The sequence below is a fragment of the Specibacter sp. BI4 genome (assembly GCF_056680095.1).
Window position 1 is genome coordinate 2,363,223 of sequence record NZ_CM155265.1, and the last position, 24,071, is coordinate 2,387,293.

Sequence of the window (24,071 nt, forward strand, 5' to 3'; positions counted from 1 at the left end):
GCTGTGCTTGATGGAAGGGTGTTTGTTCGATGCCTAAAACAATAGAATTGCTGAGCGTTTGTGTCTCGGAGGGCCGCCCGTGGTGCCACCAGTGCGGAACGGACCAGCTGCTGCTCATAGAGTCTGTGGCGCCGTGCCCAAGCCACGTTGCCGGGCATGTCAGCGTGGACTATTCCTGTCTGAAGTGCGAAAGTTTTGCAGGGCACTGTGTGCGGGTCAGTGACGTGGGCGATGCCTTGGCGCTCATGGTGGCAGCCAAGCGTTAGTGCCCCAGTGCCCGTGGGGCCTTGCGCTGGGGGACGCCGCTGCCAGCACGGGCGTTGACCCGGGCCCGGATCCGGCCCAAGATATCCACGGCCAAAATTCCTACGCCTGAGGCAATCAGCGTGATGATCAGCAGCGTTGGCGGTGGCACCGCCAGATTGAAGAAGTCCCTTGGCAGGGGAATCGTCAGCAGGCCCACAAGAACCCCGCACATGGCCAGCACAACGCCCGCACGCGCAATAGTCAGCGGGCGGGCCACGACCCCCAGGATCCACAGCGCAATGAGCGAGAGCGTTATGACGGATGAGCCCTGAACGTCTTGGGGTGTAAAACCACCGACCAAGGCCGCACACGCATTCACCGCCACAACGCTTGCCGTGAGGATAAGACCGGCAGGGACGGCGAAGGAGAGCGAACGTTTCAGAAATCCCCGACGGTAGCGGCTCTTGTTGACCATCAGGGCAAGGAAGAACGCGGGGATCCCGATGGTCAGTCCGTCGGTGACGGACAGCTGGCGGGGCAGGAACGGGAACTCCCACACCAGCGCTCCGAAGACCACGGATATCGCAACCGCGTAGGCGGTCTTGCTCAGGTACAGCATGGAAACCCGTTCGATGTTGGCTATTACCTGACGGCCCTCCGCCACGACGTTGGGGAGCCGGTCGAACCGTCCATCGAGCAACACCAGCCGGGACACGGCCTTGGTGGCTGCAGCGGCGGTGTTCATGGCGATGCCAATGTCGGCGTGTTTGAGCGCGAGTGCATCATTGACGCCGTCGCCCGTCATGGCGACCACGTGCCCCCGTTGCTGCAAGGCTTGAACCATCTGCTTCTTCTGTGTCGGGGTGACCCGGCCGAACACCCGCTGTTGCTCCATCACGTCCGCGAGTAATTCGGGGTCGGTGGGTAGCTTGCGGGCGTCATAGCCTGCATCGACGTGGATGCCAACCTCGCGCGCGACCGCTGCGACCGTCTGGGGGTCGTCGCCGGAGATGATGCGCACGCCCACTCCTTGGTCGCGGAAGAACTTGAGGGTGTCGGCCGCGTCGGGGCGCACCTTCTCCCGAAAGGTCAGCAACACCACCGGCGACACTCCGGACGGGAGGCGTGTTCCGGGTGTGACACCGGCAGCCGTCCCCGCACTGTGTGCGAGCACGAGCGTGCGCATTCCTGCCGAGGACAGTTCCTTGGCTTTGGCAAGCACGACGGCGGTTGCCTCCTCGGGTGCCGCGGACTGCGGTCCGCGGGCCAAGACAATTTCTGGCGCACCCAGCACCCACGTGCCCGGGGCGGCAGTGTCGGCGTTGAAGGTAACTGCGCTCCACTTGCGTTCGGAGGAGAACGGAATGGCGTCGACGGCCAGGAGTGTGTTGTCAGGGAGGAATTCATCGGCGAGACAGCGGGCTGTCGCGTTTGCGTTGGGATCGGCCCCGAACCAGCCCAGGCTGTGGCGCCAGCCGTGCTGGTGTCCTGCTCCCGGTCCGGCGGGCACGCCAGGAAGGTGGACGGCGTCGAACCTAACGGCGCCTTCGGTGAGGGTGCCGGTCTTGTCCAAGCAGATGACGTTCACTCGGGCGAGCACCTCCACGGCTGCCAACTCTTGGATCAGCACCTTTTGCCGGGCCAGCCGCACGCCACTGACAGCGAAGGCGACGCTGGTCATCAGGACAAGACCCAGCGGAACCATGGCGATAACGCTCGCCACGGCACCGACCGACGCGGTTTTCCAGCCGCCTGTGGCAATGGCCGCTGTCCAGCCTCCCTCGGCGTGTATTTGGCCGTTGACAACGATGAGCATGATGGGCAGCAGCGCCCACGCGACCCACCGCAGCACCCTGTTGAGGCCGTTCCGAATCTCAGAATTGACCAGCGAAAACTGCTTGGCTTCAGCACTCAGGCGGCCGGCAAAGGAATCGGCGCCCACGCATGTGGCCTGGGCCCTGCCATGACCGGCAAGCACACTTGAGCCAGAGAGCACGGTCTCGCCCGGGAACTTCAGCATCGGATCTGCCTCGCCTGTCAGCAGCGACTCATCGATCTCCAGGCTCTCGCCATCAAGCATCACGGAGTCGGCGGAAACCTGATCTCCGGCCCGAAGCACAAGGACGTCGTCGCGCACCACGGCCTCCACAGCAATCTCCTGCACCGTGCCGTCTCGAATCACCCGGGCACGTGGGATGGTGATGACGACGAGCCGGTCGAGGGCCTTTTTGGCGCGGTATTCCTGCACCACTCCGATCACTGCGTTACCAACGGCGGAGAATCCGAACAACGCGTCGCGCCACTGGCCCAGGACGAGAAGCAGAATAAAGCTCCCAGCCACGATCGCATTGAACAGTGTGAAGACGTTCGCGCGAACGATCTCCCACAGGCTGCGGCTGGAGGCTTGTGAGGTCTTGTTTGTCAGCCCGTCCGAGTTTCGGCGCGCCACCTGTTCACTGGACAGCCCCACGGGAACTGGCCCGCACTTGACCGCCGGGGGACGCACATTCTGTGCTTGGCTTGCTGCGATCACTGCCGCGGCGGCTCTGGGCTTGCCATGGGTGCGGAACCGCTGGGGGGAAAGTTGGTTTCGTCCGGGTCGAACGGTCCCTGGTCCAGCCGGAACGGCGGATATTCGTCCCTCAGCAACAGGACATAGGCGGCAACACGGTAGATCCACCGGTTGATTCCCATGGCCAGATCGAAGATCGTCCGTGGGTAGCGGCCGGTGAACAGGAGCACCACGGCCGCCACCAGCACCAGTATGCCAAGGAGGGAGAAACCGGCAGCGCGGCCGTAGTCCGCTGTCCCGTTGTCAGTGCCGGGCCACGACCACCACACGGTGCTGCTGAAGATGCCGACGATCACAAGGTGGGGGATCGCGAGCAGCCACCCCTTGACCAGCACAAGCCCGTGGGAGAGGCGCTCCGGGTAGTCGACGTCGAAATCGGCGGGATAGTCGGTGGATGCGAGGGTGAAGGGCGGGTACTTGTCAGTGGCCAGCGCCGAGTAGGTGTAGAAAACGACGCGCCAGTTCCAGCGCAGGACGCCGACAACGAAGTCAAAGAGCGGGCGAGGGTACCGGCCGGTGAAGAGGATGGCGAAGCCGGCAATGATCGTGGTGATGACGACGGCGAACCACAGGAAAAAGAGAATAAAGAAATGGGGAAACGCCAGTAGCCACTTGACCAGCCACAGCCCACGGGACAGCGGCGGGTCCAGCCGGCCGACGAGCCTTGCCGGGTAGACCCCAACCGGGGCAGGGAGCGCATTTGCAGGCTGTTGCACCGGCAAGGAAGTCCTTCTACCCAGCATGACGGCGCCAAGGGCCACCAAGCCCGAACCAAGGACCAACAGGACCAGTCCGCCAATCCAAAGTGCCGGGGGGATGGTGCCCAGCAATGAGGAATGGAAAGCTGCCTGCAGATTGACCGTGACGCCGGCCCCGGCGTCAGAATTCATGACAACCACAACCCAGTTGCCGCTGCGCAGGTCCATGGTGACTTCCTGGGTCCCCGGTCCGGACGCGGACTCGGTCCAGAAGCCCTGGTCACCCGGCGGGGTTGCGGCGCCGGTCCCGGGCACATCACGGTACTGCACCCGGAAAGGTGCTGACTCGACGCCGGTGATTTCACTGATGTTGACGCCGCTGAGGTAGCGGTCGACGTCAGTCTTGGGTCCGATGCCAATGAAGACCTGCCCGCCGGGCTTGGAGGATGTGGCGCTGAGCCGGAAGTTGCCAAGGTCAAAGGGAACCTTGTCAGTGCCGATCCTGGCTGGCGGAGAGGTCAGCGCGTAGGACGTGGTGGTGAATGCCCGTGTCGGGGAACTGAGGTATCCGTCCGGGCCCTGCCCGGCAGACACCGTCGCGGCGGCAACACCACCGGCGATGCCGGCCACACCAAGCATGGCCAGCAGAATCCCCAGCACAAGTGCCACGATGCCGCCCGCCACTCCACCACTGACCTTTCTTGGGTCCGGTGTTCCGTTGTCAATTTTTGCAGTTCTTGTCATGTCATCGCTCCCCGTCAGTTGATTTCCACTCTGCACTGCGCTGCGCAACGGCAGTAGAGGAGAAGGACCTAGTGGAGTTGAAGCCAATCCGGGCATCCCCGCCCCATCCCGGGACCAAGGCCTCTGGCGTGCAAAGGTCAGCAATGCTGGCATGGAAGCCCAACGAATTCCATTCGAAGGGACCCATCATGTCTGACGCAGCATTCCACGCACCGGAAAATGCCGGCCACGGCAGGCAGCCATCGGGACGGGCAGTGGCCACCTTTGTGTCCGTCACCTTCGGTTTCACCTGGTTGGCCTGGCTGCCACTGGTGTTCAGCGGGCCAACGATGGTCATGCCGTGGAATTTCTACCTGGGCTCGATGGGGCCCGCCCTCGGCGCCATCGCCGCGACCCTCGTCTTGCGGCCGGACGGCGGATTCGGGTCCTGGGCACGCCGAACGTTCTCTGTCACCGGCATTGGACGGGCCCTGGCCGTCGTGGTGGTCTCGATACTGACGTATGTCGGCGTCGGGCTTCTGGTGGAGCGCCTGGTGAGCGGTTCACTGGAGAGGATGTCCACTTTCGGGTTGACCTCGCAGCTGCCGGGTGCTTCGGCCGTGCTGGTGTTGCTTGTCTGGGTCCTGACGTTTGGCATCGGGGAGGAAACCGGCTGGCGCGGCTGGCTCATGCCGACCTTAACCGGCCGTCTTGGCTACGTCCCAGCCTCCCTCATGGTTGCCGGCACATGGATAGCCTGGCACCTTCCACAATTCATCTTCAACCCGGGGTTTCGAAACATGGGCTGGGCCGCCGCCGGCTGGATGATTGCCATGGTGGCCGGCTCTTTCTGGTTGGGCTGGCTGGCGAAGATAGGGCGGTGGAGCATCGTGCCGGTGGTGCTCTTCCACGGCGGCTTTGACCTGCTCAGCTCAAGCGATCTGGGACCAGCGACCCTTGCCGCCACAAGCAGCACCCTCGTCATGGTGCAGGCGGTGGCTGTCGTCGTAGCGCTAGCCGTCGGGCGGGCACGTGCCCTGCACACTGAGTAGCTCGGTGCCCGGATGCTGTCTTCCCTGCGCACATCTCGGGAAAAGCGCCGAGTGGGGACTTTGTGCCGTGGTGATGGTGTGACTAGGAGACGAGGATGATGGTGTTCCGCAAACCAGTGGGACCAGAATTGAGGAGGCAGGTTCCGGTGAAGAATTGGACTCGTTGGCAGGATTGGACAGCAGTTGTTGCAGGCGCAGTGGCCGCACTCTCGCCCTTGTGGACAGCACACACCACCGCTTCAGTGTGGCTGATGGTCATCTTGGGTGTCGTGATCGCCGCCAGCGGAGTGGTGAACTTGGCATCCCCGGGCATGCCGTGGGTGGAAACAGCCCAAGTCGTTCTTGGCGCCGTTTTGGTCCTCGCGCCCTGGCTGGGTGCCTACACCGGCCAGATGGGGGCTGCATGGACTTCGTGGATCGCGGGCGCCGTGGTGGTCATAGCCTCGGCGTTGGCTCTCAGGCCCAGCACCGACGCCCACCAGCATGCAGTGCCGTCACACTGACGGTGCCCGCGTTTCAACCGGAAGGGTCCCGCCAGGGTCCCTTCCGCCGTTTTGGTTGACGGGCATCTTCCTGGACATGTCCCGGAGCGGCCGTCGGCACTGAATCGTCAACTCTAGAGAGTGTTTGATTATTAGGAGACCGTGATGAACCTGAACCTTGGCTCGCTTCCTCCCTCAGTGCTGGCGGTTCTGGGCGTCCTGGCACTTGTGCAGCTGACTCTCGACGTCATTGCCCTGGTGGACCTCGCCCGGCGACCCCGGGAATCAGTCGTTTTCGGCAACAGGTGGGTGTGGCTTGCGATCATCGTGCTTGTCAACCTGCTCGGAGTCATCGTGTACCTGGTGATCGGCCGGCGGCAAGCCTCCCCACCCGAGGACTATTGGACCCCGCCCGGCACCGGTGCCAAACCGGCGTCGTCAATCGCCGATGAACTCTATGGCACGCGCAATGTGCAGCCCGGGGCCGGGGAATCGCAATGAGTGCGGCCCTGGAGGTGTCGGAGCTCACCAAGGTCTATAAGGGCAAGCGCGTGCTCGACGGCGTCAACCTCACTGTGGAGGAGGGCTCGGTCTTTGGATTCCTGGGACCCAACGGCGCCGGCAAGACGACGACGCTGCGCGTGGTCACGGGACTTGCCCGCCCCACATCCGGGGTCGTCCGCGTACTGGGCCACGACGTGTCAACAACAGGAAACGCCGTTCGGGCGCAGCTGGGGTTTCTGCCTGATGTTCCTGCCTTCTACCCCTGGATGACGGCGACGGAATTCATGCACTTCGCCGGGGACTTGTTCGGGCTCGAACACCGTGTCCTGACACAGCGGACCGCGATGCTGCTGGACACCGCCGGGTTGGGCGGGGTGAAATCCAGGATTGGCGGGTACTCCCGTGGCATGAGGCAGCGTCTCGGAATCGCCCAAGCCCTTGTCAACGCCCCTCGTTTGCTGTTGCTCGATGAGCCCACGAGCGCGCTGGACCCGATCGGGCGCAAGGACGTCCTGGAACTGATCGACTCCTTCCGCGGACGGACAACAATATTCTTTTCAACCCACATCCTCGGCGACGTCGAGCGGGTCTGCGACTCAGTCGCCGTCCTGGACCGTGGGCGGGTACTCACGCAGGCGCCGATCCACGAGCTCAAGGCGCGGCATGGCCGGCACAAGATCGTCATGGAGGTGACCGAGGGGGCCGACAACCTCGCCATGGCCATCGCCGAACGGCCGTGGGCAGTGACAGCGGTAAGTGGCGCCACAGGCTCAATTGAGGTGACCGTGACGGATGTGCACAGAGCCGAGCATGACATCCCCAGGCTCGTCGCGGCCCAAGACACCGGACTCGTCCGGTTTGAGGCGGGGGAGATGGGGCTCGAGGAAGTGTTTGTGGATCTTGTGGGGCAGGCCGGACCATGAGGAAATCCTTGATGTTTGCCCGCAAGGAAGCACTTGAGATCCTGCGGACCTGGCGAATCTACGTTCTGCCCTCGATCATGCTGCTCCTTGCCGCCACCGGTCCGGTCTTGGCGAAGTACACGCCGCAATTGCTGGCGGCCGTTGGCGGGAGCCAGTTTGCGTCGCTCCAGCTACCTGAACCGACCGCATTCGACTCCTACGGGCAGTGGATCAAGAACCTCTCGCAGATCGTCCTCTTTGCGCTGATCATCATTTACGGGGGCATCATCTCCTCCGAGCGCCGCAGCGGAACAGCCGTGCTGGTGCTCACGAAACCGGTGTCCAGGACCGCGTTCGTGATCGTGAAGACCGTGGTCCACGCGCTGTACCTGGCGGTGCTGTTGGTGGCCGGGACGCTCGTGACCTGGGGCCTCACCGCAGTGGTCTTCGGCGAGGCGCCGGGAGGGGCCCTGTGGTCCTCCACCCTCATCTGGCTTGCCATGGCTGTGACGTACCTGTGCCTGATGACGCTGTTCTCTGTGCTGATTCCTTCAGGGGCAGGAGCCGCCGGGGCAGGTTTGGGCGTCTTCGTAATGTTCTCGATCGGGGCGATCTGGAAGCCGGCCAGTGATTATTCGCCGGCGGGCTTGTCGGGGCGGGCGGCACAGTTGGCCAGCGGAGCCCAGGCGAACTTCCCGTTCTGGCCGGTCATGTCTTCGCTGGTGGTCTCTGTCGCCGCGGTCGGGCTCGCCGTCGTCCTCTTTCGGAGGAAGGAACTTTGATTCTGGCCGCAACCGCCCTGGATCGCATGTGACTTTGTGGCGAGCATGGGTGCACCCGTTCGGCGTCCGAGAGCCAGGGAGGTCAGTGCCGGGACGAAAATTGCCGTCTTTGGAGCGACAGGGGTGGCTGCGTAGCTGTTCTCGCGAATCATCCGGCAAAGCTGGGAATCACGAATGAGCGACTGACCGTGGTCGCTGGTGAACTCACGGGCAATGCGGTGATGGAAGAAGCCCTCGCGGGTGCGGACCGCGTCAGCCTCCTGGGACAGGGCCTTCCGGTGATTGGCCAACCGATAAGCCACCGCCACGGCTATTCGTGAATCAGACCGCGACTGAACCGGTGTCCGCCCGCAGTTACTCAACGACGGGTCCAAGACCGGCCACATCGTTGCAGGCTATCCGGGAGATGAGATTATGGGGACCCACCTTGCACGCGCCAAAGCTGCTGGTTTTATGCTCAAACAACTCCGAAGCGACTCGCACTCGAAGCAGGCCCCTTTGTCAGTCACGCCGTAGACATCGGCTTGGCTGCGGACAGGTCTTTCACGGACAGCTTGCTGTCTGCGGCGCCTCAGTGATGGATGAACTGCTCCATGGCCCTGCCCACGCTGGTGCCCCAGTTGCGGGCACGGGCCAGCTCGCCTTCGGCAAGTTTGCTTTCCTTGGTTACGAGGAAGCTTTCAGGCGAAATGACTTCACGGGAGCCCTGTTTCACCAGGGCATGCTGGATGTGGCCGCACGCAGCCCCGGAAAGCAGGCGTGCCATGTCCACCCGGGTGTCAAAGGCAGCACTCAGGTGCGGAACGTGGCCAACGTCCTTGAGCCACTCACGCACGCCAGTTCCTGGTGCCGAAGGTTCAAGCGCCAGATCCTTTTTCGGGTCCTGCGACCACGCCAGCGCCTCTTCACGCGAGGACGGCCGGCTCATGCCGTGCACATGGGTCGGGCCGCCGACCACAAGCAAGTTGGCTGAATGAACGGCTTGCATGGCGCGCGGGTCGTTGACGTTGGCCGTGACCACCACCCCGTAGGGTGCCAGCCCCTCAGCGATAGCCAAGGCAATTTCGCGGGTACTGCCAAACATGGATTCAAAGACAACGGCGATAGTCAACTTAGCGGCCCCTCTGGGCGAACGTACGGTGGTATGTGAATGACCCAAGTCTTGCTGAACGCTGCATGGTCCAACAGGGCCAAACGTCCCGCCATTCTGCGGTCCCTGCAGCCACCGGCCTGGGGCCCGTCACGGAGTTGGCCCCGGAAGCAAGCGGCAGCGATCGTATCCCAAACCGGGCTCGATGCCGGTGCTGCACGGGCCGTCGTGGCTGCCGGTGTGAACGGGAAGCCACTGACAGGGATGCGCTGGTGATGGAGCGGGCGCACCGTGGGGCAACGCCATGGGCGTGCGATCCCAGGAAGGTCGGCACCGCAAGTTCCCCGGGTGTCCCGCGGCAGGGGGAAGCTCGGTGGTGTCCAATGCGGCTGCCGCTATGCCGTGATTCAACGCGCAAAACTGTTGCTGGGCTGCAGGGCAGACTCCTGTGGCCTGCCTGGGCCCAGGACTGCATACTTAGCGCCGCCCGGGCGGCAAATGGTGACTTTTGGCCCTGTCGACGGCGTACCGCAGCACCGTAGCCTTCACTGAGGAGGCGTGTCCTGCTGCACGTTTGCACAGGGCCCGCCGCGTGCTGAATTGGAGAACGCCATGTCAATTGCCAAGTCGGAAAGTTTCAACCCCGCCATCGAGGTTGTTGGTCTGCGGAAGTCCTTTGGCCACCAGGTTGCCCTGGACGGGCTGGACCTGAGGGTCGAGACCGGGCAAATCGCTGGCTTCTTGGGACCGAATGGTTCGGGGAAGTCAACCACGATCAGGATCCTGCTGGGGCTGCTGAGGGCTGAGGCAGCCACTGTGCGCGTGTTGGGCGGCGACCCCTGGCGCGACGCCGTCGACCTGCATCGCCGGATCGCATACGTTCCCGGCGACGTGAACCTGTGGCCGAACCTCACCGGCGGACAGATCATCGATATCCTGGGCGGACTCAGGGGAGGGGCCAACAAGGCACGCAGGGACGAACTCCTGCAACGGTTTGAGCTCGACCCATCCAAGAAGGCGCGGGCCTACTCGAAAGGCAACCGGCAAAAGGTGGCGCTCGTCTCGGCGCTGGCATCGGACGCAGACCTGTTGATCCTCGACGAGCCAACCTCGGGGCTTGACCCGATCATGGAGGCCGCCTTCCGTGCCTGCATCCGGGAAGTCCAGGCACAGGGACGTTCCGTGCTGCTCTCCAGCCACATCTTCGCCGAGGTTGAAAACCTGTGCGACACCGTCACCATCATTCGACAGGGCAAGACCGTCGAATCCGGCACGCTTGCTCAATTGCGCCATTTGCAGCGGAGTACCGTCTCGGTGATCCTTGACGACCCATCGGCCAATTTGTCGCTCGTGCCAGGGGTGAACGAGCTTGTCGAGGAGGGAGGGCGGGCCGTGTTCACCGTCGCCGATGCGGATCTGGGTTCGGTCCTTGCTGTTCTCGCCCGCTGGAAGCCGAGGGCCCTGGTCGCCTCACCGCCGTCGCTCGAGGAACTCTTCCTGCGCCACTACAGCACGGAGCTGGCCGCCGACGGGATGAGCGTCCCATGACCGCGAGCACTGCCCGGGCAACCGGTGGACGCCGAGAAGCCTTGGTGGGCCAGCTACCGTCCCGATCCTCGCTGCAAGGTTTACCCGACATGGTGCTCTTCATCGCCCGGCGCAACTGGCTGCGCCTTCTGGTGTGGGCGGTAGTGCTCGTGGGTATGATTCCCTTCGTCTATGAATCCCAACGTGCAGCCTTCCCCACAGCGGCAGACCGCGAGGCGTATGCCTCCATCGCGAACACGCCGTCGGTGGCCGCACTGACGGGAACTGCGTATGCGGCGAACACCTTGGGCGGAATTCTGGTGCTGAAGATTTGGATGACACTTGCCATCACGCTGGCGTTTGTGACGGTTTTCCTTGTGACGCGCAACGGCCGTGCCGATGAGGAAGACGGGCGCACGGAACTCCTGCGCGCCAACGTCCTGGGCCGGCACTCCTACACCCTTGCCAATTACTTCGTCGTCGCTGCCTTCAATGTCGTGGTCGGTGTGGGAATCGCCGGGACCGCCATGGTCCTGACCCTGCCCGTCACGGGCAGCCTTGTCCTGGGTGCTTCCCTGGCCGGGCTGGGCCTGTTTTTTCTTGGCGTGGCCGCGATCGGAAGCCAGGTTTCCACCACCAGTCGTGGGGCGAACAGTTTCGCTGCAGCCGTGATCGGGGTGGCGTATGTGGTGCGTGCGATTGGCGACTTGAACGGTACGGTGACCACGCCGGGCTGGTTTTCCTGGTTGTCTCCGATTGGGTGGGGCCAGGAGATGCGCGCATTCGGGGTGAACCGGTGGGGGCCCTTGGTGCTCCTCGTTGTTGGCGCAGTTCTGCTGTGTTGGATCGCGGTCATGGTTGAGGCGCGGCGGGACCTAGGCTCGGGTGTTTTGCCGGAACGTCCGGGTCTTTCAGTGGCGGGCCGGTTCCTGCAGACTCCGTTCGGGCTAGCGATCCGGCTGCAGCGGGGGACGATCTTCGGCTGGTTCGCCAGTGTGGTGGTCATGGCCCTCTTGTACGGGTCGGTGGCTTCGGCGATGGTCGATCTGCTGGGAACGAACCCAGTATTCAGTAAGGTGTTTGAGGGTCAGGGCCAGTCGATCACCAATGGTGTGCTGGGGCTGTTGGTGATGCTCAACGCGATCGTGGCGAGTGCTTTCGTCGTTGAGAGCACCCTTCAGCTCAGGGTGGAGGAGGCCTCCGGACGTGCTGAGCCGCAGCTGGCGGGCAGAGTCTCACGCCTTCGCTGGGCAAGCGGACGGCTTCTGGTGCCCGTGCTGGGGTCGGCTCTGATGCTTCTTCTTGGCGGCGCGGTGATGGGGGCTGCGTATGGGGTTTCCCAGTCCGACTCGTCTCAGCTGTGGGTGCTATTGGGGGCGTCAATTGCCTATTGGCCCGGCGTCCTGCTCACGGCCGGTGTTGCCGTTGTGTTCTTTGCTTACATCCCGCGCCAGGCTTTGGCACTGTCCTGGGCTTACTTCAGCATCCTTGTCATCATCAGCGTCTTCGGTGAGTTGTTCAGCCTTCCCTCCCAAATCATCAACAACACCCCCCTCACAGCAACACCGCGCCTGCCGGCGGAGGCTCTTTCGGCACTGCCGCTGCTGGTGCTGGCAGGGATCGCACTTCTCCTGTGGGCTATTGGGCTCCTGCGCTTTGCACGGCGTGACTTGATCCAGGGAGCGTAGGCCTCGATCCACCGAGCCGGCTTGTGGGTGGCCGCAAAGAGGCTCTCCCGCTCGTGGTGTCAGTGCCAAGAATCGGGACGCCGGAGGTAATGCGCCGGGCGCCCAGGCAGTCCGGGCATGTTTGCCGTGAGTCTTGTCGGGCGACCTCGCCGCAGATGGCGTACTCGAAATGAAACAGGACCCACGCATGGGAGCCGTTGGCGCCGGTGTGTTTGGGGAAGCGCAGCGGTTCGGCGACGAATCCCTGGCACCACGAGAGGATTTCGCAGCCCCGTTGAGCAGGCGATGGCCAAATTAATCACCCAAGCCGTGCGCTCTCTTGAAGTGGCGGCATGCGGGGTTCTTTGCGTTGGGCCTGCCGTGTGATGACTGCGGCACCGTCTTGATGTCCCGAATTCCTGCCTCAGGCGGGGTGCAGGCCGGTGCCGGGCTCAATGTGGTTATGGCTGTCACGGGGGCGTGGCCTTGTTGTTGATGGTGGTCCATCTGGGGTGGGTTGTCATGGTGTTGCTGCGCAACCGTGAGGAGGAGAAGAAGCGTTTTGCGTAGGTTTTCCCTTCATGTGTGGGGCATCTGGCTTGTTCCTTATTTCACCGGGGCATCGGCGCAAAAATCGAGTGATCCGCACGCCGGATCATCCTCCGACTTGGCGGCCACGTTAGGGACTTTGGACCTTATCTGTGCCGGTTGTTGCTGCCTAGAGTGGGCATTACGTTGTGGCTGAGGGATTCCGGAAAGGATGATGGCCATGCCTGACAACGAAAGCGGCGCGGAGCATACCAGTCCCGAGGCAATGAGCCAGGAACGGGCCAGCAACCCCATTTGGTGCAACGGCTGTAGGACGGATGCCCACACCGTCGTTGATTGCGCCTGGAACCCCTTTGGGCGCCGGAAGGTACTTTGGAAGTTTCCTATTTCTGCTCCCAATGCCACTCGGTCTGCGGACACTTGGTTAAGGAATCCGAACTTCAGGGGAGACTCATCGCCGCCATAGCCACAGCCCGGCGCCGTTGACCACAACGCACCCCCAAGCAGCGCCGGCCACCATGCCGGCTCAGTCACCGCTGGCCGTCGAAGCCAGCTACTACGAGATGAAGAAACAACCATGGAGCAATCATTTGTTGCCGGCCGCTTTGCTGGAAGGACCGCCGTGGTCACTGGTGCCGGATCCGGCATTGGCCGGGCCACGGCCGTCCGGCTGATTCACGAGGGTGCCCGCGTCATCGCAACGGATGTCCTGCCCGAGAGGTTGGCCGAGCTGGAGCGTGAGCTTGCCAGCAGCGACCTCGTCACAGTCGCCGGGGACATTGCCTCGGAAGACACCGTGAGGTCGGTGCTGGCTGAGGCAGCGGGACGGGTGGACGCGCTCGCCAATGTTGCCGGGATCATGGACGGCTTTCTTCCCTCCGCCGAGATTGATGACGCCATCTGGGAGAGGGTCATGGGCGTAAACGTCACTGCCGTCATGCGGATGACCCGAGCGGTCCTTCCACTCAGGCTCGAGGCCGGTTCAGGGTCCATTGTCAACGTTAGTTCTGAGGCCGGACTTCGAGGGGCTGCCGCCGGGACGGCCTACACCACCTCGAAGCATGCCGTGAATGGGTTCACCAAGAGCACTGCGTTCTTCTACACGCCACAGGGCATCCGCTGCAACGCTGTGGCACCCGGACCTGTAGCCACCAACATCGAGGCGCCATTCAGCTCACCCTTTGCCGCGGAGCGGATCGGGCCCTTCCTACAGACCAACGTCCCTCCCATGGCCACCCCGGACCAACAGGCAGCCGCCATCACGTGGCTCCTGGGCGATGATGCGGCCAACGTCTCCGGGGTCATCCTTGCAAGTGACGGGGGATGGGCAGCCGTCTAATGCCGAGTACGACGGCGGCAGCCCACCCTTGCTGGGTGCGCCGCCGTGGCGCTCCTTGCCCGAGAAGCACTGGCCCAGCTGGGCCAGCCGTCTTTTCACATGACGAGCGGCAGCTAGGGAACTCATCTCTAGGCCGCACAGTGGTGACTTTGGCCCCTATCCGGGCACCGTCCAACGGGGTTGACTCGTTGCGTGGGCACCTGGCCCAAGGATGCCCGTGGCGCAGCGCCCGGGAGACGGAAAAGGAAAGCTGATTACGGTGAACACAGTGAATGTTGTCTGGCTTGAAGACGTTGGCATCAAGGACGTTGCCGACGTTGGTGGAAAAAATGCATCCCTGGGTGAGATGCTCCATTCGCTGTCCGCTGAGGGGGTCAGGGTGCCCGGCGGCTTCGCCCTCACCGCGTCCGCGTACCGGGAGTTCATCGTCGCGAACGACATGGCGCGAAAGCTGGAGCGGATCCTCGCCACCAGGGATGGCAGCGACAACAACTGGCGGTCCATTGGAAACGAGATTCGGGAGCTGATCCTCACGGGTGAGGTCCCGGTCGGGATTTCCCAGCAAATTCGTGCCTTCTACCGCGAGCTGGCTGTGCGCACCGGACAGGCGGACCCCGCCGTCGCCGTTCGCAGCAGCGCCACTGCCGAGGACCTGCCTGACGCCAGTTTTGCCGGACAACAGGAAACGTTCCTGAACGTTAGGGGCGAGCAACAACTGGTGGATGCCTGCCTGCGCTGCTACGCCTCCTTGTTCACCGACCGGGCCATCAGCTACCGGGAGATCATGAACTATGGGCATCTTGAGGTGGCGCTGTCAGTGGGAGTGCAGCTCATGGTCCGCTCCGATGTGGGCGCCGCAGGAGTCATGTTCTCCATCGACACAGAAACCGGCTTCCCGAGGGCCGCCGTCATCAGCGCCAACTGGGGACTCGGCGAGACTGTGGTGCTGGGCATGGTCAACCCGGACAAATACGGGGTCTTCAAACCACTCCTTGACACCGAGGCGTTCTCACCCGTGATCGAGAAGACACTCGGCTCCAAGGCTCGCAAACTCACCTACTCGGCCGACGGATGTGCGGGAACACTCATGGTTGACGCCAGTGATGCGGAACGGGCCTCCTTTTGCCTGAACGACGACGAGATAGTCCAGTTGGGCAGGTGGGCCGTCCAGATCGAGAACCACTATGGCCGGCCGATGGACATGGAATGGGCCAAGGACGGGGTGAGCGGAGAACTGTTCATAGTCCAGGCCAGGCCGGAAACCGTCCAGGCCCGCAAGAACGGCACAATTATGACCACGCACCGGCTGACCGAGGAGGGGCGGCAGCTGGCCGAAGGCGCCGCTGTGGGCGATTCCATTGCCTCAGGCACGGCCTGCGTGATCAAGAGCGCCGCTGACATCGGCAGCTTCGTGGACGGCTCCGTACTGGTTGCCGAACAAACCGATCCGGACTGGGTCCCGGTCATGAAGCGGGCCAAGGCCATCGTCACCGACAAGGGCGGGGCAACCAGCCATGCGGCAATCGTGAGCCGGGAACTGGGGATTGCCGCCGTCGTCGGCACCTCAAATGCCACCAGCGTGATTGCGGAAGGGCAGGCCATCACGGTTTCATGTGCGGCTGGGGACACCGGCCACGTCTATGAGGGGCTCTTGGCGAACACCCAAGACGATGTGGACCTCGGCGAAATGCCGGCCACGCGGACGGCGGTCATGCTCAACCTGGCCAGCCCGTCCGAGGCGTTCAAGTGGTGGCGCCTGCCGGCCAAGGGCATCGGGCTGGCGCGCATGGAGTTCGTCATCAACGACATGGTCCAGGTGCACCCGATGGCACTGGCACACCCGGAGCGGGTCACAGATCCGGCAGACCGGGCCAGGATCAAGGAACTCACGCGCGGCTTTGACGACCCGGCAGAATATTTTGTGAACACCCTAGCCCGTGGGCTGGCCAAGCTGGCAGCACCCTTTTACCCCGCCCCGGCGGTGGTCCGGTTCAGCGACTTCAAGACCAACGAGTACGCCCATCTGGTGGGTGGTTCAGCCTTTGAAGAGGAGGAATCCAATCCGATGATCGGATTCCGGGGGTCCTCACGTTACTACGATCCGCGCTACCGGCCCGGTTTTGAGCTGGAATGCAGGGCCATCCGGCGCCTGCGCAACCACTGCGGCTTCATGAATGTCATCGTCATGGTGCCGTTCTGCCGGACGCTGGGCGAAGCTGATCGTGTCCTGGCAGTGATGGCCGAGAACGGTCTTATCCGGGGCAAGGACGGGCTCAAGGTGTACACGATGTGCGAGATCCCTGCAAATGTTGTCCTGGCCGAAAAGTTTGCCGCCAAGTTCGACGGCTTCTCCATCGGTTCAAACGACCTAACCCAACTGGTGCTCGGTGTGGACCGGGACTCGGCTGCCCTTGCGCCGCTCTTTGACGAACGCGACGAGGCCGTGACGGCCATGATCAGGGCAGCGGTCGCCGGAGCCCATGCGGCAGGCATCCACATTGGGATCTGCGGGCAGGGCCCCAGCAACCACCCGGACTTTGCACAGTTCCTGGTTGCCGAGGGCATCGATTCCATCTCGCTGAATCCAGACAGCTTCCTGCGCACCGTCCCCATCATTGCGGCGGCCGAGGCTGCGGCGAAACACGAACTTCAAACCACGGCAGCGCCCGTACAGTGAGCTCCGGGTGGGGTCCTAATGCCCTAGGCGCCCCTGCACCAGGTGCCTAGCCTTAATGCACAATGCCGGATCACACCGCCGTCGGGAATTCCCCCAATGGCGGCGGGTGCCGGCCACCCGACAAGCAGGGGAGCGACATGAACCAGGATCAAAGCCCAACGTTGCGTTTTCTCGGCGGTGCAGGGAGCGTCACTGGTTCCAAGTACCTGCTGGAAGCGCCAGGACAGCGGATACTGGTGGATTGCGGCCTGTTTCAGGGCTACAAGTACCTCCGGGACAGAAACCGGGCCAGGTTGCCCGTGCCGGCGTCGTCAATCGATGCCGTCATTGTGACCCATGCCCACCTTGACCACACCGGATATCTGCCGGCACTGGTCCGCGACGGATTTCGCGGCACCATCCACGCCACAGAGGGAACCCAGGAGCTGTGCTCCCTGCTGCTCCCCGACAGCGGGCACCTGTTGGAGGAGGAAGCCCACTACGCCGAGCACAGGGGCTCTTCCATCCACACCCCGCCCGTGGCCCTGTACACGGCTGCGGACGCGGTGCGCTCGCTCAAGAGCTTCCGGGCCCACGACTTTGACAGGCCCTTCGAGGTTGGCGGGGGCATCAGCGCCACCTTGCTACCCGCCGGTCACATTCTTGGTGCCGCGCAGATCCATTTGTCGATCTCCGGGCACAGCGTCCATTTCACGGGGGATCTGGGGCGGGCGGACGACCCCCTGATGTACCCACCCCGGGGACTGGAACCGGTGGATGTTCTTGTCACGGAATCGACGTACGGAAACCGCTCGCACCCGCCCGGAAACGCCGACGACGGGTTGGGGGAACTGGTCAACCGGGTACTCAAGCGTGGCGGTGTGATTATGATTGCCGCGTTCGCAGTGGGACGGGCCGAGAGCATATTGCTGAGCTTGTCGAGGTTGCTGCGTCGCGGCGCGATCCCGGAGGTCCCGATCTTTCTGAACAGTCCGATGGCAATCGATGCCTCGCTCATGTACCAGCGGCACCGTGACGAGCACCGGATCAGCGACGCCGAGTTTAGCCAGATGTATAAGCTGGCAACCATGACCCGGACAGTGGATGAGTCCAAGTTGCTCAATCTCCGTGGCGGGCCCATGATCATCATCTCCGCCAGCGGCATGCTCACCGGCGGACGGATCCTCCACCACGTGGCCAGCTATGGGCAGGACCGCAGGAATGCGATTGTGCTGGCCGGATACCAGGCCGGCGGAACTCGGGGAGCTTCGTTGGCATCAGGGAACCGCCAGCTGCGCATCTATGGGCAGGATATCGCCGTCCGGGCGGAAGTATTTCAGACGGAGGCGTTTTCGGCCCACGCCGATGCTGACGCCATCATGGCCTGGTTGCGGAATGCCCCGGAAGCGCCGCGCATGAGCTACATCGTCCACGGTGAACCTGACGCCTCCGAGGCCCTGCGCCTGCGGATCAAGCACGAACTGGGATGGAAAGCACGGGCGGCAGAGTATCTGGAAACAGTCTCCCTGGCGCATCCGCACTGAGCCCAGCTCAGCTGAAGGCGGGGCCGCCGTCGGGTCCCGCCTTCAGCTGTGACTATCGTGACGTTGCGGTTGTCCCCAAGGCCCTGGCCGAGTGGCCGGATCCGGCACCACTGACGACGCGATCGGGCTCACTGGTTTGTGCAGTCATGTCGCTCCCGCTCCAGGAGATCACGGAAGAAGCTTGACTGCGGTGTCCCAATTGAAATTGTCATGGCTGGGGTCCACCTGCAGCCCCATGAACATCAGCATCATGGCCTCCAATTCCCGCGCCCGGCGCAGGGGGCCGACGTCGATTGGGCGCAGGCCGGATGCGGCCACGACGGCGCTGACCTTGAGCTTGGCTTCCTGGGAGTCTCCGGCAATGAAGACATCCAGAGGCTGGCCAGCAACTTGTCCGGCTTCAAGGGTTGCCGCGAAACAGGTGTTGAACGCCTTGACAACCAAGGCGTCCTTGGAGACATGCAGGGCGACCTGCTCTGCTGCGGACGATCCTGCGGGGGTCCGCATCGAATCAAAGGTGGCCAGGTCAATTGGGTTGCTGATGTCGACCACGACCTTGCCGGCCAAGGTTTCTCCGTAGAGGAGCACCACCTTTATGGTTTCCTCATAGGGGACTGCCAGAAAGACGATGCCGCCTTCGACCACTGCCTCTTCTCCGCCCCCCGTGGCGCCAGCACCGAGGTCTTCGACCAGCTCGCGGGTCTTTTCTCCGTCCCGACCAAGGATCTGGACTGAATGGCGGGCGTGGATCATGCGCACGGCGATGGCCCTGGCCATGTGTCCGTTGCCGATGATGGTTACTTGGGACATGGTGCTCTTCCTTTCGTGATGGCGGGAAAATGCGATTTCCCACCTGATTTGCTTGCTGCGCGGGAGCTCAGCCAGCGCGTGATATGACGACCTTGAGGGCCTTGGTGGAGGCCGCATGCGAAAACGTCTCGTAGGCGTCGAGCATTTGGTCAAAGGTGAAGTAGTGGGTCGCGAACTGTTCGGCAGGGATCTTGTGGGAGGCAACGAGCTTGAGCAGCATCGGCGTGGTGTTGGCGTTGACCAGGCCCATGGTGATGGTGATGTTGCGAATCCACAGCTCGTCCAGGTGCAGTTCGACGGGCTTTCCATGAACTCCGACGTTGGCCACATGGCCGCCGGGGCGCACCGTGTCCACTGCCATTTCAAACGTTTCGGGAAGGCCTACGGCTTCGATGGCAACGTCCACCCCGGCCCCGTCGGTAAGTGCAAGGACCTGCTCTTTCCAGTCGTCGGCGCCGGAATCAACGGAGTCGGTGGCACCAAATCTTCTGGCCTGCTCCAACCGGCCCTTGTCCACGTCGAGGGCGATGACCCTGGCCGCGCCGCACAACCCGGAGGTCATCATCGCGGCGAGCCCCACGGGGCCGGCGCCGATGACCGCCACCACGTCACCGGGCTTGACCTGGCCGGCAAGGACTCCGATCTCGAACCCGGTGGGCAAAATGTCAGAGAGCATGACGGCCTGGACGTCGCTCACGCCGTCGGGCAGCATGTGCAGCGAGTTGTCCGCATAGGGCACCCGGACATATTCGGCCTGTGTTCCGTCGATGAGGTGCCCAAACACCCAGCCAATTCCGGAGGCTCCTTCGTCCCCAAGGCAGTGTGAATACAAGCTGCTGCGGCAGTTGATACAGTGCCCGCAGGACTTGATGCAGGAGATGATGACGCGGTCGCCGACTGCGAAGTCTTTCACGCCGGTGCCGGTCTCTGTGATGGTGCCAACACCTTCATGGCCCAGAATTCGGCCCGGCGTGACGGCAGGAACGTCTCCTTTGAGGATATGCAGGTCCGTGCCGCAGATGGTGGTGGTGTCCACGCGGACAATCACGTCACCGGGGCTGGACAGCCGGGGCATCGGCACTTCCTTCCATTCCTTCTCGCCTGGGCCAAGATAGACCAGAGCTTTCATGACGTGTCCTTTCGATGGGGTGTTGCTGCGTGGGGCTGCTTTTGGCCAGGAGATCCGGCCCGCACCATCGACGCTACTGCCGGACGGGCGCCGTGATTAGGGCCAAAGGGCCTGCATATGTCCCATGCGACCACAGCCTCCGGGCAGACGGCGGGGGACCTTGTGCCCTGTGCAACGCGGGCACGCGCATGGATCATGGGAATGAGCATTGCAGCCCAGGCGGCACAGGGCCGGACGCAGTTCACGGCTGCCGGAATACGGGGAAGCAGGGATGGTTGAGGACATGAAACTCCGTAATGTCTCTCGGGCGCATGGCAGAACGGCGGTGACCGGCGGCTACGGTGCCGTCATTTTTGACATGGACGGCGTGGTCACGGACACCGCCAGGCTGCATGCAGCAGCGTGGAAGGCACTTTTCGATGAGGCCCTGCCGATGTTGTCCGGGACGTCGATCGAAGGGTTTGACATTGAGCCGGACTACCGGCAATTTGTTGACGGGCGAAGCCGTGAGGACGGCATCCGGAACTTTCTGTCGCACCGGGGCATACAGGCACGCGAAGGAGACGCCAGCGACGCTCCAGGCACCATGAGCGTCTTCGGGTTGGCCGCTCGAAAGCAGCAAATCTTCGCAGACTTACTCAAGGAATCCGGGACAGTGGTCTTCCCCGATGCGCTGGCGCTGCTGCGCCGGCTCTTCGGGGCCATGGTGCCAACGGCCTTGGTCTCGGCCAGCCGCAACTGTCGGGCGACACTGGCTGCCGCAGGCATCACAGAAATGTTCACTGTTCTCGTTGACGGAACCGACGCCGCGAACCTTGACCTTCCGGGGAAACCGGACCCGGCAATGTTCCTTGAGGCCGCCCGGCGTCTCCACGTCCGGCCGGCGGACGCCGTCGTCCTGGAAGACGCCTCGGCAGGACTCCAGGCTGGGGTTCTTGGCGGCTTTTCCTTGGTCGTTGGGGTTGACAGGGGAGCGGGAGCCGGACTCTTGCTGGAAGCCGGGGCGAACGTCGTCGTCAAAGACCTCAGTGCACTGTCGCTGGTTCGGCCACCGGCAAGAACCGCTAATTGCGCCTCTCCGGCCAAAGCCGAAAATGAACCATGGCCCAATGATGAAGTCGTTGACGAATGGCGGCTTTCCTTCGAGGGCTTCGATCCAGCCCTGGAGGGTCGGCGCGAAACGCTCTGTACACTCGGCAACGGCTATTGGGCCACCCGTGGATCTGTTCCTGGCACGCAGGCAGACGCAACCCACTATCCGGGAACGTACTTCGGAGGTGTCTACAATCGTGCCGTGACACAGCTGGCGGGGCGGAGCGATGAAGCGGAGCATATGGTCAATGCCCCCGATTGGACATTTCTTTCCATCCGGAGCGTTGATGGGCCGCTACTGCAACCGGGGCGGCCCGAGATGCTCAGCCACCACCAGGCCCTTGACGTCCGTCATGGGATATTGACGCGGACCACCCGCTATCGCGACGCTGCCGGCAGGACCACTCGCGTGGCCTCCCGGCAGTTTCAGTCAATGGCCGATCCTCATCTGGCCGTCATTGAAACAACTGTCGAAGCCGAAGACTGGGGTGGTGAGGTGGAGGTTGTGTCCGCGATCAACGCCGCTGTGGTCAACCGGAACTCCATTGCCGACAGCCACCTGTCCGGTGACCATCTCGTGGCCATTGGTGGCAGCCTGCTTGATGAGGATACCGTCCTGTGGGAGTCCCGGACCAGGCAATCAGGGATTGACATTGCCATGGCCATGCGGACCAGCATTCGAAATGCTGTGGGGGAGCTGACCGTCGTCAAGCGTCAGCCATTGCTGGGGGCTACCAGAGCAGGTTTTTCCATCTCCTTCGCCGTGGAAGAGGGTCAGCCCGTCACCATGGAAAGGACAGTAGCGGCAGCAACCTCGCGCGACCGGGCTTTGTCAACGGCTGCGCTGTCTGCGGGCGTGCGGATTGGGCGGGCGCCAAGGCCGGAGACGCTCCTGCAGGCGCACCAGCACGCCTGGGACAGTCTGTGGAGCGTATTTGCGGTCGCCATGGAGGCCGGGCAACCCCAGTGCCAGGCCCTGAACCTCAACATCTTTCATGTCCTGCAAACCGTTGCGTCGGCCGTCCCCGACCTCGATGCCGGCGTGCCTGCGAGGGGACTGCATGGTGAAGGCTACAGGGGACACATTTTCTGGGATGAACTGTTCGTGTTTCCGATGCTGACACTAAGGCGCCCGGATCTCACAAAGTCTCTGCTGTTGTACAGGTGCCGGCGCTTGGACGAAGCCAGGGCGGCGGCCCAGGCTGCAGGCTTCGACGGTGCCATGTTCCCATGGCAGAGCGGCAGCGACGGCCGCGAGGAGACGCCAACCGCGCTGTTCAATATTCGTGACCAGCAGTGGATGCCAGACAACTCCCACCTGCAGCGACACAGCGGCTTGGCCGTTGCCTACAACGCCTGGCAGTACTTCCAGGCCACCGGTGACACGGCATTCTTGGTCAGGCATGGCGTTGAACTCTTGGTGGAGGTTTCCCGGTTCTTTGCCGCACTGGCCACGCCCGCCGCTGCGGATGGCAGATACGACATCACGGGGGTTATGGGCCCTGATGAATTCCATGACGGGTATCCAGACCATCCTGGAAAGGGCCTGCGCAACAACGCCTATACGAACGTGCTTGCCTCATGGGTCCTGGCCAAGGCCGGGGAAGCCGTGGAAATTGTCACAGCGATTGACGGTGGATCCTTTCGGCGACGCTTGTCCGTGGACTCAGGGGAAATTGCCGAGTGGGACAGGATCAGCCGCCGGCTGCGGGTCCCGTTTCATGCAGACGGTGTCATCAGCCAATTTGAAGGGTACGAGGACCTGCAGGAATTTGACTGGGCCAGATATCGGGACAGCTACGGAGACATTGCCCGCCTGGATCTCATACTTCAGGCGGAAGGGGACTCGGCCAACTGCTACAAGTTGTCCAAGCAGGCCGATGTGTTGATGCTCTTCTACCTTCTGTCTGTTGAAGAGCTCAGAGAGGTGTTCGAACGGCTCGGCTACCTCCTTCCGCCGGATCTGGTTCCGCGGACCATTCGCTATTACCTGGCCCGGACAAGCCATGGATCCACTCTCAGCAGGCTGGCACATAGCTGGGTCCTGGCGCGGAGCGACCGGGAACAATCTTGGACACTCTTCACCCAGAGCCTGGAATGCGATATTGCAGACACCCAGGGCGGGAGCACAAGGGAAGGCGTGCACCTCGGTGCCATGGCCGGGACCTCGGACATGGTGCTGCGCTGTTATGGAGGGTTGGAAACGCGTGGGGACACGTTGTGGCTGCATCCCCTGCTGCCGACTGAGCTCTCACGGGCATCGTTTCAGCTTTGTTTCCGTGGCCAGGAAATCGCAGTCACGCTCACTCCAGACAACATTTCGATGATCCTCGCTGCAGGCCAGGCCGCGCCCATCCGCATCAACGTTGAAGGTCAGGAGCATGTCCTTGGTCCTGGCGACAGCTTGAACATGGTGCTTGAAACTGGGGAATCCACTATCCACCAGAATTGAGACCGTCCTCTTGTAACCGTGCCCCGATGGCATCGCATTGACATGGCATTCGGTCCTTCGTGGTCATCATCGGAGTGGAAGTATGCCCGAAATTCTCGCCATGGTGGGCGAGCACGCCCTTGCGGCTTCCGATTCATCACTGGCAGTCATTGCCTCGGTCCGGACCGATGAGAGGTTGGTCTGCCAGGCTTCAGTCGGAGACCAAGCGGTTGCTGCTGGGCGGGAGATCTTGCTTCAGCCGGCCATGGCCGCCAT

16 protein-coding genes are annotated in these 24,071 nt (G+C 63.0%); 11 read left to right on the forward strand and 5 right to left on the reverse strand.

The features are described 5' to 3' along the window. Positions 1-262: 262 nt before the first annotated feature. Positions 263-2,695, reverse strand: coding sequence for an HAD-IC family P-type ATPase (locus tag AC1L6K_RS10865; protein ID WP_480948903.1), 2,433 nt, complete (start codon positions 2,693-2,695; stop codon positions 263-265). A gap of 80 nt (positions 2,696-2,775) precedes the next feature. Next, a complete protein-coding gene (locus AC1L6K_RS10870; protein WP_480948904.1) occupies positions 2,776-4,260 on the reverse strand; it encodes a DUF4389 domain-containing protein in 1,485 nt (494 codons plus the stop codon). Positions 4,261-4,448: 188 nt separating this feature from the next. On the opposite strand from AC1L6K_RS10870, the gene AC1L6K_RS10875 reads away from it, so the two are divergent. From AC1L6K_RS10875 to AC1L6K_RS10895, 5 genes are all read left to right on the forward strand, one after another. After that, entirely contained in the window at positions 4,449-5,291 is an 843-nt protein-coding gene (locus AC1L6K_RS10875; protein ID WP_480948905.1) for a CPBP family intramembrane glutamic endopeptidase, read from the forward strand. Positions 5,292-5,437: 146 nt separating this feature from the next. Then, complete coding sequence (locus AC1L6K_RS10880; protein ID WP_480948906.1) at positions 5,438-5,794, forward strand: SPW repeat domain-containing protein; 357 nt, start codon at positions 5,438-5,440, stop codon at positions 5,792-5,794. Positions 5,795-5,938: 144 nt separating this feature from the next. Beyond that, a complete protein-coding gene (locus AC1L6K_RS10885) occupies positions 5,939-6,274 on the forward strand; it encodes a PLD nuclease N-terminal domain-containing protein (protein ID WP_480948907.1) in 336 nt (111 codons plus the stop codon). After that, the gene (locus tag AC1L6K_RS10890) at positions 6,271-7,200 is read left to right on the forward strand and encodes an ABC transporter ATP-binding protein (protein WP_480948908.1); all 930 of its coding nucleotides are present in this window, start codon (positions 6,271-6,273) and stop codon (positions 7,198-7,200) included. Before AC1L6K_RS10885 ends, AC1L6K_RS10890 begins: the two co-directional genes overlap by 4 nt. Continuing rightward, positions 7,197-7,961, forward strand: coding sequence for an ABC transporter permease (locus AC1L6K_RS10895; protein ID WP_480948909.1), 765 nt, complete (start codon positions 7,197-7,199; stop codon positions 7,959-7,961). Before AC1L6K_RS10890 ends, AC1L6K_RS10895 begins: the two co-directional genes overlap by 4 nt. Positions 7,962-8,532: 571 nt before the next feature. On the opposite strand, the gene AC1L6K_RS10900 is transcribed toward AC1L6K_RS10895, so the two are convergent. Then, entirely contained in the window at positions 8,533-9,072 is a 540-nt protein-coding gene (locus AC1L6K_RS10900; protein ID WP_480948910.1) for a flavodoxin family protein, read from the reverse strand. A gap of 591 nt (positions 9,073-9,663) precedes the next feature. Between AC1L6K_RS10900 and AC1L6K_RS10905 the strand changes: the two genes are divergently transcribed. From AC1L6K_RS10905 to AC1L6K_RS10925, 5 genes are all read left to right on the forward strand, one after another. Then, positions 9,664-10,599, forward strand: a complete 936-nt coding sequence (locus AC1L6K_RS10905; RefSeq protein ID WP_480948911.1) for an ABC transporter ATP-binding protein — start codon at positions 9,664-9,666, stop codon at positions 10,597-10,599. Then, entirely contained in the window at positions 10,596-12,266 is a 1,671-nt protein-coding gene (locus tag AC1L6K_RS10910; RefSeq protein WP_480948912.1) for an ABC transporter permease, read from the forward strand. The genes AC1L6K_RS10905 and AC1L6K_RS10910 overlap by 4 nt, the downstream gene beginning before the upstream one ends. Positions 12,267-13,371: 1,105 nt before the next feature. Continuing rightward, positions 13,372-14,133, forward strand: a complete 762-nt coding sequence (locus AC1L6K_RS10915; protein WP_480948913.1) for an SDR family NAD(P)-dependent oxidoreductase — start codon at positions 13,372-13,374, stop codon at positions 14,131-14,133. A 211-nt stretch (positions 14,134-14,344) separates the two neighbouring features. Beyond that, complete coding sequence (ppsA, locus tag AC1L6K_RS10920; RefSeq protein ID WP_480948914.1) at positions 14,345-16,810, forward strand: phosphoenolpyruvate synthase; 2,466 nt, start codon at positions 14,345-14,347, stop codon at positions 16,808-16,810. 137 nt (positions 16,811-16,947) lie between these two features. Next, a complete protein-coding gene (locus tag AC1L6K_RS10925; RefSeq protein WP_480948915.1) occupies positions 16,948-18,333 on the forward strand; it encodes an MBL fold metallo-hydrolase RNA specificity domain-containing protein in 1,386 nt (461 codons plus the stop codon). 168 nt (positions 18,334-18,501) lie between these two features. On the opposite strand, the gene AC1L6K_RS10930 is transcribed toward AC1L6K_RS10925, so the two are convergent. Both AC1L6K_RS10930 and AC1L6K_RS10935 read right to left on the reverse strand, forming a co-directional pair. Further along, on the reverse strand, positions 18,502-19,143 hold the full coding sequence (locus tag AC1L6K_RS10930) for an NADPH-dependent F420 reductase (protein ID WP_480948916.1): 642 nt from the start codon (positions 19,141-19,143) through the stop codon (positions 18,502-18,504). 67 nt (positions 19,144-19,210) lie between these two features. Then, entirely contained in the window at positions 19,211-20,272 is a 1,062-nt protein-coding gene (locus AC1L6K_RS10935; protein WP_480948917.1) for a zinc-dependent alcohol dehydrogenase family protein, read from the reverse strand. A 283-nt stretch (positions 20,273-20,555) separates the two neighbouring features. On the opposite strand from AC1L6K_RS10935, the gene AC1L6K_RS10940 reads away from it, so the two are divergent. Further along, a complete protein-coding gene (locus AC1L6K_RS10940; protein ID WP_480948918.1) occupies positions 20,556-23,816 on the forward strand; it encodes a beta-phosphoglucomutase family hydrolase in 3,261 nt (1,086 codons plus the stop codon). The last annotated feature ends 255 nt before the right edge of the window (positions 23,817-24,071 follow it).

Bases quoted from the DNA above. Each gene is read 5' to 3' on its own strand.
- AC1L6K_RS10870 (WP_480948904.1), bottom strand. From the start codon at position 4,260: ATGACAAGAACTGCAAAAATTGACAACGGAACACCGGACCCAAGAAAG.
- AC1L6K_RS10875 (WP_480948905.1), top strand. From the start codon at position 4,449: ATGTCTGACGCAGCATTCCACGCACCGGAAAATGCCGGCCACGGCAGG.
- AC1L6K_RS10885 (WP_480948907.1), top strand. From the start codon at position 5,939: ATGAACCTGAACCTTGGCTCGCTTCCTCCCTCAGTGCTGGCGGTTCTG.
- AC1L6K_RS10890 (WP_480948908.1), top strand. From the start codon at position 6,271: ATGAGTGCGGCCCTGGAGGTGTCGGAGCTCACCAAGGTCTATAAGGGC.
- AC1L6K_RS10895 (WP_480948909.1), top strand. From the start codon at position 7,197: ATGAGGAAATCCTTGATGTTTGCCCGCAAGGAAGCACTTGAGATCCTG.
- AC1L6K_RS10905 (WP_480948911.1), top strand. From the start codon at position 9,664: ATGTCAATTGCCAAGTCGGAAAGTTTCAACCCCGCCATCGAGGTTGTT.
- AC1L6K_RS10910 (WP_480948912.1), top strand. From the start codon at position 10,596: ATGACCGCGAGCACTGCCCGGGCAACCGGTGGACGCCGAGAAGCCTTG.
- AC1L6K_RS10915 (WP_480948913.1), top strand. From the start codon at position 13,372: ATGGAGCAATCATTTGTTGCCGGCCGCTTTGCTGGAAGGACCGCCGTG.
- ppsA (WP_480948914.1), top strand. From the start codon at position 14,345: ATGCCCGTGGCGCAGCGCCCGGGAGACGGAAAAGGAAAGCTGATTACG.
- AC1L6K_RS10925 (WP_480948915.1), top strand. From the start codon at position 16,948: ATGAACCAGGATCAAAGCCCAACGTTGCGTTTTCTCGGCGGTGCAGGG.
- AC1L6K_RS10930 (WP_480948916.1), bottom strand. From the start codon at position 19,143: ATGTCCCAAGTAACCATCATCGGCAACGGACACATGGCCAGGGCCATC.
- AC1L6K_RS10935 (WP_480948917.1), bottom strand. From the start codon at position 20,272: ATGAAAGCTCTGGTCTATCTTGGCCCAGGCGAGAAGGAATGGAAGGAA.
- AC1L6K_RS10940 (WP_480948918.1), top strand. From the start codon at position 20,556: ATGAAACTCCGTAATGTCTCTCGGGCGCATGGCAGAACGGCGGTGACC.